Raw genomic sequence first — 16831 nt, forward strand, 5'->3', positions numbered from 1 at the left:
TAACTCGTTTGTARAATCTGAATCAAAANCANATTTAAGAAAAAGAAGAAAAAATTAAGAATATTTCTAGTTTTCAAGAAAAAGTTCTGAAATGWTTTTTAACTCGTTTGTAGAATCTGAATCAAAACAAATTTAAGAAAAAGAAGAAAAAATTGAGAATATTTATAGTTTTCAAAAAAGAGTTTTGAAATATTTTTAACTCGTTTGTAAAATCTGATTCAAAAACAATTTAAGAAAAAGAAGAAAAAATTGAGAATATTTCTAGTTTTCAAAAAAGAGTTTTGAAATATTTTTAACTCGTTTGTAGAATCTGAATCAAAAAAAAATTAAGAAAAAGAAGAAAAAATTGAGAATATTTCTAGTTTTTAAAAAAGAGTTTTGAAATGTTTTTTAACTCGTTTATAGAACTTTAAATTTTATAGGTTTTTTGAATAGTAATTTAATAATCAAAGTTAGGAATAAACAAAAAGCTACTATTTACAACAACGTATATAATTAATTGCTGGTTCTCGCCTACATACGAAAATCCCTTGGGGGATTTTCTATTCCGATTTTTTTTACTAAATTTAGTCCCGAATCACGCAACAAATCATACACAAATCCGTTGTGGTGCATTACAAAAAAACGATATGAAATAAATGAATAGTTTAGAAATAGATTTTTTACCAGTTGGTAATGGAGAAAAGAGCGGAGATGCTATTGCTTTTAGATATGGTGATTTGTCCAAACCTTTGGGGCAAAAAGTAATTATAATTGATGGAGGAACAAAAGAGTCAGGAAAAGAATTATGTAAGCTTATAAAAGAAACATACAACACAAACACAATTGATATAATTATTTGCACTCATCCAGATGGTGACCACGCATCTGGGTTAAGAGAAGTTCTTGGAGATGAAGAATTAACAATTAAATCCCTAATAATACATAAGCCTTGGGAACACTCTAAAGAGATTCAGAATTTATTTCACGATGGACGGATTACATCAAATAGTTTATCTGAAAGGCTCAAAGAGGCTTATAATTTTGCATACGAATGTGTAGAGATTGCTGAACGAAGAGGAATTAAAATGTACGAACCATTTAGTGGTTTATCATATGATAATAAAACCATTAGAGTTCTTGGTCCAGATAAGGATTATTATTTATCACTACTGCCAGATTTTGCAAAAAGCCCTAAAGCTAAAGAGACAAATCTTCAAAAATCATTTAGTGCCATAAAGGAAGCTATAAATTGGGTTGGAGAGTCAATGCAAATAGAGACTTTAAGTGAAGACGGTGAAACTTCTGCAGAAAATAATTCTAGTGCTGTTGTTCTTCTTGAACTTGATGGAGATAAATATTTATTTACTGGAGATACTGGAATTCCAGCTTTGAAAAGAATTATTGACTACAGTACTAATAAAGGAATTGATATTTCAAATGTGAAATTTATGCAAGTACCTCACCACGGAAGTAAAAGAAACATTTCACCTAGTATTCTAAATTCAATAAAATGTAAGACTGCGTATGTATCGGCTTCTAAAGATGCCCCTAAACACCCAGCAAAAAAAGTAATTAATGCTTATATCAGAAGAGGTGCAAAAGTTTATACAACCGAGGGAAATGGACTAAATCATCATATAAATACTAACAGTAGAATTGGGTGGTCGACAGCAACACCTAAACCATTCTCTGAAAACGTTGAAGATTAAATGAATACTTATAACTTAAAAGCTCGTATCTATCCTGTGATATTATCACTCCTACCAATTATAATTATTGGGACATTATTCTCTATACAGTTTCAATCCTATTACCAATCATTAGGTAGTCTTGGATTAACAACTATTCTATTTTTTCTATTCTCTCAGATTGGAAGAGATAGAGGTAAAAAAATAGAAAATAATTTATGGTCTGAATGGGGTGGTGCTCCAACAACTCAAATTTTTCGTTTTTCAGACAATACCATTGACTCAATAACAAAAAAAAAATGTCATCAAACTATGTGTGAATTAGTTCCAAACGAAATAACACCATCAACATCAGAAGAAGAGAATTCTGGTAACTTTTTTGATGAAATATACCAGTCGTGGACAAAATTTTTGATAGGTAAAACTAGAGACACAAAAAAATATGACCTTTTATTCAATGAAAACATCAATTATGGTTTTAGAAGAAATACATTAGGATTAAAACCTTTTTCTATTGTAATAATTATTATTCTTTCAATTGGCATATGGACTAATAATTACATATCCAATGGTATAATTAACTATATGGATTCTTCTACCCTTATTTCTCAAGTAATTCTATTGACGTTTTTGTTATTCTGGATATTTATTGTCAATAAAAGTTGGGTCAAAATACCAGCTTTTGGTTATGCCGAAAGACTACTTGAAACAGTTGATGATATGAAATAAATAACGCACCACAACAGTGTATAAAAAACATAGGGCATTTGTGGCTTAACCGAAAGCCTGTGTTTATTTACAAAGTCCGCTAAATATAAAATTTGGCATTTTATAGTAAAGAGGATAAAAGCAAAATATTTATATTTAGCTAAGTAATAAACCGAAACGATAGTGCTTATCACCCGCCCTACGTTTCTTATACTTAACGTTGGCAACAAGTTAAGAGAACTTATGGAATGGATTAAAATAATAGCACCTTTACTTGGAGTAATTTTAGGTTTTGGCCTTTCAGAAAGAGCAAAAATTTGGTCTGATAAAAAACAAGACAAAAGGAAACTAAAAAGACTTCTATTTTACTTACTTGAATTGAGATTTCTTTTCACGAGAGAATTTAATGCTCAAAAAGAAATAAACGAATTTTACAAACGTGCGGAAGAAAAATTGAAATCTGAATATCGAGAAACAACTAAATCTGAAATTGAAATAGCAAAACCAATTGTTGAGCGAATTATAAAAAATCATTTGGGGAACAATAACAGAATAGATTTTCTTGAGAAAAATATTGACTCTGTAATTGATGATTTGGCAGAAGTTTTTCCAATTTTAGCGTATGAATTAAGTGGTCAGCATAATATTAAAGAAAGAATAAATGTAATTGACAATTATCTTAATGAAGTCAAGCATCACGTTGGAGAAATGCCTTTTGACTTAAAAGAGTGGTTAAAACCAAAAATGACTGACAACCTGATTTCTGATTTAGACGAGACTATTAAAAAAATATCTGAAAAAATTGATAAAGAATTGTGGCAAAAATCGAAAGACAAAATTGCGAATATGGACAAAAATGATGATGGAGATATGGACAGCTTTCTGAATGAATTTATAGAAAAAACAAAAGAAGTTAACTAATAAAACCAGTTGCCAACACCGTATATAATTTATTGCTCGTTCTAGCCTACTTACGAAAATCCTTAGGGATTTTCTATTCCGTTTTTATTTACTAAATTAGTTGCTCGAAATACGCAACAAATAATATACAAAAACGTTAGTTTTCATTGCTCAGAAAAAATGAGAATATTAAAGAAAAAAGAGAATTATCGAGAATATTTAAATAATTAAAATGAATAAATCATGAATTTATAAACTCGTGAAAAAATGTTGTTTTGCTTGAATCTAAAAAATAAACTTTAGAATTTTAAAGAAAAAGTTCAGAAAAAAATAAACAAATTGAAAATCTTTAAACTCGTGAAAAATCACTGTTTTACGTAAATCTAAAAAAGAAAGTTTAGATTTTTAAAGAAAAAGTTTAATAAAAAACTCTGAATTTTAAACTCGTAAAAAAATTGCTGTTTTGCGTAAATCCAAAAAAGAATGTTTAGAATTTTAAAGAAAAAGTTTAATAAAAAACTATGAATTTTAAACTCGTAAAAAAACCTGTTTTACGTGAATCTAAAAAAGAATGTTTAGAATTTTAAAGAAAAAATAAACAAATCTTGAATTTTAAATTCTTGAAAAACTTAGAAACGCAAAAAAAACGTGCTTATAAAAATGTTTCGCAACGAAAAACTAACAACGTATATAATTAATTGCTGGTTTTCGCCTACATACGAAAATCCCTTAGGGGATTTTCTATTCCGATTTTTTTTACTAAATTTAGTCCCGAATCACGCAACAAATCATATACAAATCCGTTGCCAACCATTAAAAAATTGAAAAAAAAAAGAACTATGGAATTATACAACCAACTGAAAGAACTTGCAGACAAAGTAGAACTTCTAAAAGACCGAATTGAAACAGAAGAAAGCACAAAACACGCTTTCACTTTACCATTTATAAATATATTAGGTTATGATGCTTTTGACCCAACAGAAGTTGTTCCCGAGTTTACTGCTGATTTAGGATTAAAAAAAGGTGAAAAAGTTGATTATGCAATTTTTCAAAATGGAGTACCTATTTTAATTGTTGAATGTAAAAACTGGAAACAAAATTTAGATGTACACAATTCTCAATTGTTTAGATATTTTCACGTAACTAAAACAAGATTTGCACTATTAACAAACGGAATTATTTATCGTTTTTATACTGATTTAGAAGATACTAATAAAATGGATGACAAACCATTTTTAGAATTTGATATTACAAACTTAAAAGAAAGTACAGTAAAAGAAATTGAAAAATTTCATAAATCAAAATTTGACGTTTCTAAGATTGTTGATAATGCAAGTAATTTAAAATATACTAGAGAAATTAAAAACCTAATAGACGAAGAACTTAAATCTCCTTCACAAGAATTTGTTCGCTTATTTGCTAATAAATCATATAATAAAAGACTCACAGCAAACGTAATGGATGAGTTTAAAGAAATAGTAAGTAAAGCATTTACACAAATAATTAGTGAAAAAGTTAATGACAGATTAAATTCTGCATTAAACAAAGAAGAAGAAAAGCAAAAAATTGAAGAAATTGAGGAAGAACCAGTAAGTAAAATTGATACGACAGAAGAAGAATTAGAAGCTTACGGAATAGTCGTTGCTATTTTAAGACGAAAATTACAAAAAGAAAGAATTGTTTATCGAGATACTCAATCTTATTTTGGAATTTTATTAGATGATAACAATAGAAAACCACTTTGCAGACTTCATTTAAATGGAGGTAATAAATACATTAGCGTTTTTGACCAAAACAAAAAAGAAGTTAAAGAACCAATAAACTCAATCGATGATATTTATAATTTTGAAGAAAACTTACTAAAAACAGTTGAAAATTATAGTGTAGAATAAAACAGTTGGCAACACCGTATATAATTTATTGCTAGTGCTAGCCTACTTACGAAAATCCTTAGGGATTTTCTATTGCGTTTATAATAACTAAATTTCGTTATTATAAACGCAACAAATCATATACAACAACGTTAGCTTTCATTAACAAAAAAAATGCGTGAAATTGGAAAAATAAAGCGTTTTCTTAAAGTAGAATCCTGATAAATATTACGCAATTAGAAATGGAATTTTAACGTAGTAGATTTTGAAAAATATTACGCAAGAATCTGTCTGTAATTCTGAAATGGAAACGGCAGACTTTAGCCTGTTTATACAACGGAAATGAAAAACTGTGGGATTCTGACAAATATTACGCAAGAATCTGTCTGTAATTCTGAAATGAAAATGGCGGACTTTTAGCCTGTTTGCGAAATTAGGAATGAAAATTTAGACAAGTTAAACGCCGAATAAAAACGCTGAAAAATATGTGGTTTTATATCGGTATTTTAATTGTAAAAAAGGAAAAATAAACGAAAAGCTAACAGAATATATAATTTATTGCTAGTGCTCGCCTACCTACGAAAATCCTTAGGGGATTTTCTATTTCGTTTTTATTTACTAAATTAGTTGCTCGAAATACGCAACAAACCATATATAAAACGTTAGGCGACAGTTAACCAAAAATACCGTAAAGAAAGTACGAAATAAAAATATGCGACTAAACAGACATCTTTCAATTCTCATTTTTCTATTATTTCTGACTAATAATTTATTTGGTCAAACAGAGCAAATAAAGCAAATTGACTCTTTAATGAAATGGTCAAATAAGATTGGAATTTTTAATGGAAATGTGCTTGTTTCAAAAAATAACAAAATAATTTACAACACTTCATTCGGTTTTACTGATGCAAGTAAAACAAACCGACTAACGACTGATTACAGATTTAATATTGGTTCTATTACAAAGGAATTTAGTGCCGTTACTTTGATGCAATTGAAAGAACAAGGCAAACTGAAACTGAACGATAAGGTTTCCAAATTTATTCCCGAATTACCAAAATGGGCAAATGAAGTTTCTATTAAAGATTTATTGCAATACACAAGCGGAATACCTGATGTTAACTGGAAAAGCATCAAAAATGACAAAGACCTTTTTGACGGTTTAATGCACATTGACAAGCTTCAATTTAAGCCCGGAAAAGATTACGACTACAACAATAACAATATTTTTTTAAGACATTTCATAATTGAGCGATTAACGGGAATGAATTATAAAATGTATGTCGAAAAATTCATTTTTCAGCCTTGTAAAATGAATTCGTCAGTTATGACACTTTTTGAAAATGAAGAAAATATAGCCAAAGGATTTGATAATAAATTAGTAGCAGACAAAACCGACTTACCAATAACTGGCGGAACCTATTTAACGACAACCGACTTATTAAAATGGGAAAATTGTCTGTGCTCGAAAAAAATAATCAACAAAAAATCACTTTATGAAATCGGTCAACAATTTAATTTACCCGAAACTCAATCGGCTTTGGGACAAACAAAATTTAAAAACAAGAAATTAATTGAGCATTTACACGATGGCAGAATGGGAAACTATGAAGCTCTTTTGACATCTAATAAGGACGAAAAGTTTACAATCATTTTATTAGATAACAACTATAACGGAAAAGTTTTTGAAATTTCTGACGCAATAATATCAATCTTAAAAAATCAAAAATATGAACTTCCTGAAAAACGAACTGAAAAATAACCGTCGCCTAACACCGTATATAATTTATTGCTGGCTTATTGCTTACTTGTGAAAGTCCTCGCGGACTTTCTTGGTCGGTAATTATTTACTAAATTAGTTGCTTGAAACACGCAACAAACCATATACAACAACGTTGTAAATAATAGCAAAAAAAAACTGACCAAAACAAAATAAATGATTGATTTTTAAATAAATAAAAATATTAGTTCATTTGTAAATTTTTAAATAAAACTATTTTAAGAAAGAAAAATAATTAAGAATATTTCTAGTTTTCAAGAAAAAGTTCTGAAATGTTTTTTTAACTCGTTTGTAGAATCTGAATCAAAACAAATTTAAGAAAAAGAAGAAAAAATTGAGAATATTTATAGTTTTCAAGAAAGAGTTTTGAAATATTTTTAACTCGTTTGTAAAATCTGAATCAAAAACAATTTAAGAAAAGAAGAAAAAATTGAGAATATTTCTAGTTTTSAAAAAAGAGTTTTGAAATATTTTTAACTCGTTTGTAGAATCTGAATCAAAAACAATTTAAGAAAAAGAAGAAAAAATTGAGAATATTTCTAGTTTTTAAAAAAGAGTTTTGAAATRTTTTTNAACTCGTTTGTAGAATTTTAAATTTTATCGGTTTTTTGAATAGTAATTTAATAATCAAAGTTAGGAATAAACAAAAAGCTACTATTTACAACAACGTATATAATTAATTGCTGGTTTTCGCCTACATACGAAAATCCCTTGGGGGATTTTCTATTCCGATTTTTTTTACTAAATTTAGTCCCGAATCACGCAACAAATCATATACAAATCCGTTGGGTGTAAGCTAAAACGAACTTATGAGAATGAATGAAAATTCGATAATTAAAATTTTAAATCTAAACAATTCTTATAAAAAATGGAGAATAAAGGAAACAAAAAAGGAATTTTCACTTTCAATGAATTTATTGAGAAATTTTTCTTCCGTTTATGAAAATGAATTAAACAAATTACCCTATAGATTAAATCTTCTCGACGATTTATCAACTAATGAAAATGCACATAGTAAATTTTTAATTAGACTTTTACAATATCAACCTGCTCTAATAAGTTTTTTAACATTTATAAATACTAAAAATGAGCATCAATTTTCATTCGACATTAATATTATAAATAAACCAATATTAACTTTTGAAAAAATGAGAATTGACGGTTTAATTAGAGAGAATAATAAGTATGCAATTATTATAGAAAACAAAATACATAATGCAGTTGAACAAGAGCATCAAATTGGTCGATATATAGAAAAATGTAAGTCAATAGGATTTAAAAAAGAACAAATATTTGTACTTTATTTAACAAAAACTGAAAAAGATAATCATTCAGAACAAACTTGGGGAGAAGAATATAATTTATCAGATTTTGAAACAAGGTATTCTAAAATATCATACAAATCAACAATACTTCCTTGGCTTGAAAGCTACTTGAAAGTTTTGTCCACAAAAGAAAAATTAATAAAAAGTGCTGTTGTACAGTATATTGACCATTTAAAACATTTTTTTAACAAGAAAGAAATATACTTAAATATGAACAAAGAACTACAATTTTTTTTATCTACAGAGTTAGAACTCAATACAGATAATATTGAGAATATTGAAGTTATTAGTAAGAAAATTGATGAAATTAACGAACTAAAAGTACAACTTGAAGAATTGGAACGAACTTCAAAAAATCAAGTATTTAAAGATTGGAAAAACAATTTAGATGAACTTTTTAATTTTGAGGAAAATCAGAAATTTTATCAAACAGAAAACTCATTTATAAAAACAGGTGTAATTTTATATTACAATGAAAAACCTTTCTCTGTTTTAATAGAACATAATTTTAAGTCTACATACATTGGAATTGGAAGACATTCTGCCAGCCAAACTTTAGACACTGAAATTAAAGAATTTTTAGAAACTATAATAAAAGAGGAATCTTTGAAAGAAGAATATCCTTGGTGGTATGGTTGGAAATATAGTTCATTTAATGATGGATATTTTGAATTTGAAAATTTGTTGAAATTAATAATAAGAAAAATAAATTCGGAAAAATAAGCCTACACCCAACACCGTATATAATTTATTGCTAGTTCTAGCCTACTTACGAAAATCCTTAGGGATTTTCTATTCCGCTTTTATTTACTAAATTAGTTGCTCGAAAAACGCAACAAATAATATACAAAAACGTTGTAAAACATTTGAAACCAATAAAAATGAAGAAAATAATATTGTTTACATTGATACTTCTAATTATCAATTCTTGTTGTAACGGAGACGAAGACGTAAGTATAAATACTATCGAATCTGTTCGTGGATTTATATATTCTTATGATGAAAACGGAATATATCCTTATTTAGATGAATTTAATCCAAATGAATTAGGGATTGGAGTTTCTGCGGACTCAATAACAAACAGAATGGAAATGGGAGATGGTTGCGGACGAACTGATCTTATATATACAAATCAAATAGATTCACTAAATATAATCACAATTTATGATTTCAACGACAACTATCCTGCTGGTAGTAATGTGAATGAATTACTTTTGGGACAAGACGGACTTGGTGGAACATATTCAACCGAAATAAATAATAATTCTTCAATATCTCATACCTATAAATTTTCAGCAGTTCCCGAAAACGATTCTTTACAATTTGCAATATCTGGAAGAATAACTAATAAAGATTATTTCACAAATTTGACAGATTTAATAATAATCGATTAAAAGATAATGAATAAAAAACGTTTTACAACACCGTGTATAATTAATTGCTATTTTTAGCTAATTTACGAAAGTCCTCGCGGACTTTCTATCTGTGATTTATTTACTAACTTTAGTGCTTGAAACACGCAACTAATCATACACAAACACGTTGTAGCCAATACGAAAAAAAGAAACCGAGTACTAAGGAAAATGAAAATCCCACACGAAAATAGCACATTTGATTTTTACCAACACTCAGAAAAGCCAAGCCTAAAAAACCAAAAGAGCTATTTTTTCAAACGCACAAAGAAAGATAAATGAATATTTTTAGGAAAATAGCGAAAATAATTAAAGGGTATATTCCATTTATTAAATGGGGCAAGAAGACTAATGTCGTAACATTTCAAGATGTTCAGCCTAAGATTTTAAAAATTGAACAAAAGCAAAAAATTGAAAGAGAACAAGTCTTAGCAAAAGAAACAAAACCACCACAGAAAAAAATAAACGCTTTAACACCTAAACAAGAAAAACTGATTGAACAGAAAAGTGAAATTCTGAATATTATTGATTCTGAAGAAGAATTGGAAATATTTAAGAAACTGAATAGTCAGATTGAATTACTTGAATTGAACCTAACTTTGCAAAGGCAAATTAATTTCAATATTAAATCTATTGATACTGAAAAATTATCAATTATATCTGAAGAATTAAAATTAGTAGAATATTCTAAAAACTTAATTCCAGAATTTAAAAACACAAATAAAACAAAGAAAACAGAAAGGGAAAAAAAAAGACAAGAAATAAAGAGTTTAAAAAATAAATTATTTAAATTTTCATTAACTGAAATTCACAAAGAAAGAGAAACAAGACGTATCGAGAAAGAACGACTTGAACGTGAAAGAAAACTTGATGAAGAATTTGCAGGATATATAAGTAATTCAGAAGAAGCATTAAATAATCTTGAATTTGAACAAGTAACAATAGAATTAAATTCTGCATTAACTGTAAGACCTGAACGTAATAATGAAGTTCAACAGTTGCTTAAAAATGTTTCCAAAATAGAAACTAATTATAAAACTCGTAAAGCTGAATTTGAAGATTTATTTAATAAAGCAGAAAACAGTTTCCATAATAATGAATTAGAAAATGCAATTGCAATATATAAAAAAACTAAACTACTAAATATCAATAGCTTAAGATGTGATAAACGAATATCAGATGCACAGAACAAAATACAAAGGATAAAACAACTAAAAGAAGAACAAAAACGCAAAGAACAAGCTCAAAAAGAAAGACGAGAGAAATATAAAGATGATGCAGCTGAAATAATTGCATATTATAAACAAAATGGAATATTTAACTTTTACCACTACACAGATACTCGTAATTTAAACTCAATACTTCAAAATAATGGGCTGTTTTCATTAAACGAAATGAATAATAAAGACATTGATTACCAACAAGGAAGTGAAACTTATGAGAAGGCTGATTATGTTAGATTGTCATACACTCAAAACCATCCATTATTATATGTATCTAAAAAACAAGGTAGAATTAGACAAGAAAAAACACTTGAAATATCGTTAGATGTAGCAGGTTTAAAGCATACTAAATTTACAAATGTTAATGCAGCACGAACATCAACTGTACCAATTGTTAAAATTGGAAGTGATTTAAATTACATAAAAAACCAAGTTAGAATATATATAGTTATACAAAGAAATCATTTTGATTTATCAGATGAAGAAAAACCATATTATCAAGCAGAAGTAATGGTTAAAGATCATTTACCATTAGAATATATAATGAATTTAGAAAGTTAAAAAAATATGAATATAGAGTTATTAATTATTATTGGAATTGGCTTATTACAATTTTTTGTTTTTGTAAAGGTCTATGCAAAAATTGGAATTTTAAAGAAATACTTCCCATTAATAGAAAACTTATCCATAAAAAATAGAGATATTGAATTTAATGAAGAAACTGAAATAAATGTAGATTATATTTCAATTGATGCAAAAGCATCTAAGGAATTTAAAGCAACAATAGATTCTACAAATTCATATTTAGAAAATAATAAAGGAAGTGCTGCTGATTTCAATATTATAAAAGATATTACAGAAAGACATATTGATACAACGATAAATAGTATTAACAGCACAGTTTCCGTACCTTTATTTCTTGGTTTAGCAGGAACATTCTTCGGTATTATTTACGGTCTAAGTTTTTTAGAATTTAGCGATATGGAAAATGGTGTTTCTGTTATAACAACTGATAGTATCGGTTCTTTAATTAATGGTGTTGTTACAGCTATGGTCGCAAGTGCAACTGGTCTTATTTTAACTCTTGTAAATTCTGCTTGGCTTTACAAAGATGCTTTATTTAAGAATGAAGTAGATAAAAATACATATTACGATTTTATTCAAGGTAAACTCTTGCCAAAACTATCGAAAGATGTCTCTGATAGCCTTGGAACTCTTAAAAGTAACTTAGACCATTTTAATAATAAATTTGGTGAAAATCTCATTAATTATAAAGACAGTTTTGGGTTGTTAAATGAGAATTTGGTTTCTCAAAAAGATTTTTTAGAAGCCGTTCAAGAAGTTGGATTAGTAAAGCTATCAAATCGAATAATTAAAACATTTGAATCTGTAAATGAAGCTTCTAATCAGTTTGAAGATTTTAAAGGCTATCAAACATCTTTAAACAAAACAGTAAGTGCATCAATTGGGGTAATGAAAGAATACAATGATGTTTCTGAAAAATTTGCCAATTTCAATAAAAATTTAGATTTAGTAACTGGGCATATTGTTGAATCTTCTGATTTTTATCATCAATTTAAAATATTCTTAGAAAGTCACTTTTCAGAAGTTGAACACCGAAAAAATATTTTCACAAATTCAATTGAGCAAATTGATGGAGTATTAAGTGCAAAACTTAAAGAATTATCAGATAAAACTATAGAACAAAAAGATTTTTACAATGACCAATGGCGTAGCACTGTTGATATCTTAAACAAAGATATTATTGAGTTATTCTCAAAAATGACTGAATACGTTCAAACAGAAGCAGAATCATTAAAAAATTACATTTCAACAGAAGAACACGGACTTCAAAAAATATTTGAATCAAATAAAGAATTTTTTAAAGATTTCAGATATGTAGAACAACTATTTACAAAATTCTCGGCCTATGCTGAAATATCGCACATACATCAAGAAAATATAGAAAATGGAGTTAAAACAATTACAGAATTATTATCAGATGATGCTAGTTTGATAAATGTGAATAAAAATCTTATTGATATTAAACTTGCAATAGAAAAATTAAGTATTACTATTTCACAACAAAACAAAGCCAAAAATGAGCAGAAAAAATAATGACTATTTTTGGTTAGGCTATGCTGATTTAATGACAAGTTTGTTTTTTATTATGCTTGTTTTATTTGTATTAGTATTTTCTATTATGCAGTATAAAACAGCAGTGTTAGAAGAAAATTCAAAAGTGTTAGAAGAAAAACTTATAGAGAATGAAATAGTAAAAACAAAATTAGAGTCCGCAAATAAAAAATTACTTGCAGATGCTATTGAATTAAAAAGAATTAGATCAATAAATGAAACTCTTAAAGCTCTTGAAAATGGCGGTAACTTTAAATACAACCCAATTTGTAAACGGTTTGAATTAAGTCAAACGATTATGTTTTCGACTAATAGTGCTGCTATACCACGAAATCAAGAACAAATGTTAATTCGTGCAGGTAAAGAATTAAAAAGCTTAATAAATTCATTTGCTTGGGAAATAAATATCAAATTCCTTATAGTAATTGAAGGAAGAGCTGCAAAACACGAAAACGAGCGTTTAAACTTGAAGTATGATAATAATGTAAAAGATTTGAGTTATAGTCGTTCATTGGCTCTTTATAGTCTGTGGAAAAAGGCAAACGTAATGTTTAATTCAAATAACTCTGAAATTATGATTTCAGGCTCTGGATTTGATGGTGTTTGTAGATATACAGGAGTGGAAGAAGGGAAAAACAAAAGGTTTATCATTCAAATAATTCCATACTTAATCAAATAACTATGAAAGAACAACGATATAGAAATAGTATTTTTTTATCTGCTATTGGCGACAGTCTTGGTTGGATTACTGAATTTGAAAAAACAAAGGATAATATTGAAAAAAAGTATGGTGTTTTAGAAATTGAGACTTTCTACAATTGGGAAAAATATGTTGGCGGTAGATTTAATGGTTATCTAGATAGAATAAAAATGGGTTCATACTCTGATGATACTCAATTATTACTATCAGTTGCAAGATCAATACAACAAGATGGCGACATTGATAATATTTATTTTTCTAAAATTGAATTACCTTCTTGGCTAAAATATGCAAGGGGTGCAGGTAGAACAATAAAGAATGCTGCAAGAAAAATTGAACGGAAATCAGCTACTTGGAATAGTAATTTCTTCACTTTCAAAGCAGGTAAAACAACAATAAATTATAGAGAAAGTGGTGCAAATGGTGCAGCAATGAGAATTTCACCAATTGCCCTGGTTAACCATAATAATTTTGAAAAAATTAAAGAAGATATTTTTGCAAATAGTATTGTGACTCACGGACACCCAAGAGCAATTATAGGTGCAGTTTTATATGGGCTTGCGATTGATGTAATGCTAGAGCAAAATATAGAAAATTTCAATTATCAAACATATCTTACAGAACTTGGAAAAGATATTGAAACTAAATTTAAGCCAATTTTTATTACAAAGCCTCAATTTGACAGTTGGCTTTCCGAATGGAATAAAAATCAAGAAAAAGATTTTATGTCTGTTTATAATGAGACGATTCAAGAAACTTTGAATTCTTTAAGGGATCTATTTAAATTTATTAGAGATGGAAAGAATACAAAAGAGTCACTTTCTTATTTTGGTTGTTATGCAGCATCAACAAAAGGTTCAGCTATTTCGACAATAATTGGCGGTATTTATTTAGCTGTTAAACATTATCAAAGTCCTAAAAAAGCAATTTTAGAAGCTGTAAATTCAATAGGAACTGATACCGATAGTATTGCCGCTTTCGCAGGGGGATTAATAGGCTGTCTTTATGATACAGATATAATTGTTGACAATTGGAAAGATGTTCAAGATTCAGAATATCTAGATAAAATTGCTCAAACCCTTTTTGACATTTCTAACCGAGAAAGCAATGATTTAAGAAATAATCAAGTCGAACTAAATATTAAATCTTTAAATGAAATAACATCAGACGAATATTTGGAAAATGAAGAAATTAATTTTATCCCATTAGGAAAAGGAGTAATAAAAAATATAGATAGACAAAAGACCTTAACAAGTGGAAAATATAATTTAATAATTGATGTAAATTTTGAAATAGGACAAACTTGTAAATTCTCAAAATTGCTTGATATTGAAAAAAATGATGCAGAAAAATATTTTAGATAAACCAATGCTCCGCAGTCATACACATTTCCAAGTCGCTCGAAACACCCACCGAAAGAGCCAAAATTTATCAAAGAGTATGCCCGACCCTAACGCACTGGAAAACAAATCAAAAGAAGGAAGTACTGGCTACAACACCGTATATAATTTATTGCTAGTACTAGCTTACTTACGAAAATCCTTAAGGGATTTTCTATTCAGCTTTTATTAATTAAATTAGTTGGTCGAAATACGCAACAAATCATATACAAAAACGTTGTAAATAATAGCAAAAAAAACTAACCAAAACAAAATAAATAATTGATTTTCAAATAAATAAAAACATTAGTTCATTTGTGATCTTTTAAATAAAACTATTTTAAGAAAGAAAAATAATTAAGAATATTTCTAGTTTTCAAGAAAAAGTTCTGAAATGTTTTTAACTCGTTTGTAGAATCTGAATCAAAAATAATTTAAGAAAAAGAAGAAAAAATTAAGAATATTTATAGTTTTCAAGAAAAAGTTCTGAAATATTTTTAACTCGTTTGTAGAATTTTAAATTTTATCGGTTTTTTGAATAGTAATTTAATAATCAAAGTTAGGAATAAACAAAAAGCTACTATTTACAACAACGTATATAATTAATTGCTGGTTTTCGCCTACATACGAAAATCCCTTGGGGATTTTCTATTCCGCTTTTATTAACTAAATTAGTTGCTCGAAATACGCAACAAATAATATACAAAAACGTTAGTTTTCATTGCTCAGAAAAAATGAGAATACTAAAGAAAAAAGAGAATTATCGAGAATATTTAAATAATTAAAATGAATAAATCATGAATTTATAAACTCGTAAAAAAATATTGTTTTGCTTGAATCTAAAAAATAAACTTTAGAATTTTAAAGAAAAAGTTCAGAAAAAAATAAACAAATTGAAAATCTTTAAACTCGTGAAAAATCGCTGTTTTACGTAAATATAAAAAAGAAAGTTTAGATTTTTAAAGAAAAAGTTTAATAAAAAACTCTGAATTTTAAACTCGTAAAAAAATTGCTGGTTTTCGTAAATCCAAAAAAGAGTGTTTAGAATTTTAAAGAAAAAATAAAACATAAACAAATCTTGAATTTTAAAYTCKTGAAAAACTTAGAAACGCAAAAAAAAATGTGCTTATAAAAAKVWTTCGCAACGAAAAACTAACAACGTATATAATTAATTGCTGGTTTTCGCCTACATACGAAAATCCCTTGGGGGATTTTCTATTCNKRWTTTTTTTTACTAAATTTAGTCCCGAATCACGCAACAAATCATATACAAATCCGTTGTAAATAATAGCAAAAAAAAACTGACTAAAACAAAATAAATAATTGATTTTCAAATAAATAAAAACATTAATTCATTTGTGATCTTTTAAATAAAACTATTTTAAGAAAGAAAAATAATTAAGAATATTTATAGTTTTCAAGAAAAAGTTCTGAAATGTTTTTAACTCGTTTGTAGAATCTGAATCAAAACAAATTTAAGAAAAAGAAGAAAAAATTGAGAATATTTATAGTTTTYAAAAAAGAGTTTTGAAATATTTTTAACTCGTTTGTAAAATATGAATCAAAAACAATTTAAGAAAAAGAAGAAAAAATTGAGAATATTTCTAGTTTTKAAAAAAGAGTTTTGAAAKRTTTTTNAACTCGTTTGTAGAATTTTAAATTTTATCGGTTTTTTGAATMGTAATTTAATAATCAAAGTTAGGAATAAACAAAAAGCTACTATTTAC

The 16831-nt window shown here is 27.2% G+C and carries 11 protein-coding genes; all 11 read left to right on the forward strand.

The window, feature by feature from the left end:
- The first annotated feature begins 638 nt into the window (after nucleotides 1-638).
- The 11 genes from L0U77_RS11075 (at nucleotide 639) to L0U77_RS11125 (ending at nucleotide 15089) form a co-directional block, all read left to right on the forward strand.
- Complete coding sequence (locus tag L0U77_RS11075; RefSeq protein ID WP_233901187.1) at nucleotides 639-1691, forward strand: ComEC/Rec2 family competence protein; 1053 nt, start codon at nucleotides 639-641, stop codon at nucleotides 1689-1691.
- Nucleotides 1692-2399 (forward strand): hypothetical protein, encoded by a 708-nt coding sequence (locus tag L0U77_RS11080; protein ID WP_233901188.1) that lies wholly within the window; start codon nucleotides 1692-1694, stop codon nucleotides 2397-2399.
- A gap of 222 nt (nucleotides 2400-2621) precedes the next feature.
- Nucleotides 2622-3299 carry a hypothetical protein gene (locus L0U77_RS11085; RefSeq protein ID WP_233901189.1) on the forward strand — a complete coding sequence of 226 codons (678 nt, stop codon included), beginning with the start codon at nucleotides 2622-2624 and terminating at the stop codon, nucleotides 3297-3299.
- Between the two features lie 818 nt (nucleotides 3300-4117).
- A complete protein-coding gene (locus L0U77_RS11090) occupies nucleotides 4118-5170 on the forward strand; it encodes a type I restriction endonuclease (protein WP_233901190.1) in 1053 nt (350 codons plus the stop codon).
- Between the two features lie 790 nt (nucleotides 5171-5960).
- The gene (locus L0U77_RS11095) at nucleotides 5961-6911 is read left to right on the forward strand and encodes a serine hydrolase domain-containing protein (protein WP_233901191.1); all 951 of its coding nucleotides are present in this window, start codon (nucleotides 5961-5963) and stop codon (nucleotides 6909-6911) included.
- A 926-nt stretch (nucleotides 6912-7837) separates the two neighbouring features.
- Nucleotides 7838-8977 (forward strand): PDDEXK-like family protein, encoded by a 1140-nt coding sequence (locus tag L0U77_RS11100; protein ID WP_233901192.1) that lies wholly within the window; start codon nucleotides 7838-7840, stop codon nucleotides 8975-8977.
- Between the two features lie 173 nt (nucleotides 8978-9150).
- The gene (locus L0U77_RS11105; protein WP_233901193.1) at nucleotides 9151-9648 is read left to right on the forward strand and encodes a hypothetical protein; all 498 of its coding nucleotides are present in this window, start codon (nucleotides 9151-9153) and stop codon (nucleotides 9646-9648) included.
- A gap of 296 nt (nucleotides 9649-9944) precedes the next feature.
- On the forward strand, nucleotides 9945-11450 hold the full coding sequence (locus tag L0U77_RS11110; RefSeq protein ID WP_233901194.1) for a DarT ssDNA thymidine ADP-ribosyltransferase family protein: 1506 nt from the start codon (nucleotides 9945-9947) through the stop codon (nucleotides 11448-11450).
- A gap of 6 nt (nucleotides 11451-11456) precedes the next feature.
- Nucleotides 11457-13007, forward strand: a complete 1551-nt coding sequence (locus L0U77_RS11115; RefSeq protein ID WP_233901195.1) for a hypothetical protein — start codon at nucleotides 11457-11459, stop codon at nucleotides 13005-13007.
- Nucleotides 12991-13704 (forward strand): hypothetical protein, encoded by a 714-nt coding sequence (locus tag L0U77_RS11120; protein WP_233901196.1) that lies wholly within the window; start codon nucleotides 12991-12993, stop codon nucleotides 13702-13704. The genes L0U77_RS11115 and L0U77_RS11120 overlap by 17 nt, the downstream gene beginning before the upstream one ends.
- Nucleotides 13705-13706: 2 nt before the next feature.
- Entirely contained in the window at nucleotides 13707-15089 is a 1383-nt protein-coding gene (locus L0U77_RS11125; RefSeq protein WP_233901197.1) for an ADP-ribosylglycohydrolase family protein, read from the forward strand.
- Nucleotides 15090-16831: the final 1742 nt, after the last annotated feature.

The organism is Tenacibaculum piscium (genome assembly GCF_021390715.1).
Classification (GTDB): domain Bacteria; phylum Bacteroidota; class Bacteroidia; order Flavobacteriales; family Flavobacteriaceae; genus Polaribacter; species Polaribacter piscius.

Excerpts from the sequence above, each read along its gene's own strand:
- L0U77_RS11075 (WP_233901187.1), top strand. The coding sequence starts at position 639 with ATGAATAGTTTAGAAATAGATTTTTTACCAGTTGGTAATGGAGAAAAG.
- L0U77_RS11080 (WP_233901188.1), top strand. The coding sequence starts at position 1,692 with ATGAATACTTATAACTTAAAAGCTCGTATCTATCCTGTGATATTATCA.
- L0U77_RS11085 (WP_233901189.1), top strand. The coding sequence starts at position 2,622 with ATGGAATGGATTAAAATAATAGCACCTTTACTTGGAGTAATTTTAGGT.
- L0U77_RS11090 (WP_233901190.1), top strand. The coding sequence starts at position 4,118 with ATGGAATTATACAACCAACTGAAAGAACTTGCAGACAAAGTAGAACTT.
- L0U77_RS11095 (WP_233901191.1), top strand. The coding sequence starts at position 5,961 with ATGAAATGGTCAAATAAGATTGGAATTTTTAATGGAAATGTGCTTGTT.
- L0U77_RS11100 (WP_233901192.1), top strand. The coding sequence starts at position 7,838 with ATGAATTTATTGAGAAATTTTTCTTCCGTTTATGAAAATGAATTAAAC.
- L0U77_RS11110 (WP_233901194.1), top strand. The coding sequence starts at position 9,945 with ATGAATATTTTTAGGAAAATAGCGAAAATAATTAAAGGGTATATTCCA.
- L0U77_RS11115 (WP_233901195.1), top strand. The coding sequence starts at position 11,457 with ATGAATATAGAGTTATTAATTATTATTGGAATTGGCTTATTACAATTT.
- L0U77_RS11120 (WP_233901196.1), top strand. The coding sequence starts at position 12,991 with ATGAGCAGAAAAAATAATGACTATTTTTGGTTAGGCTATGCTGATTTA.
- L0U77_RS11125 (WP_233901197.1), top strand. The coding sequence starts at position 13,707 with ATGAAAGAACAACGATATAGAAATAGTATTTTTTTATCTGCTATTGGC.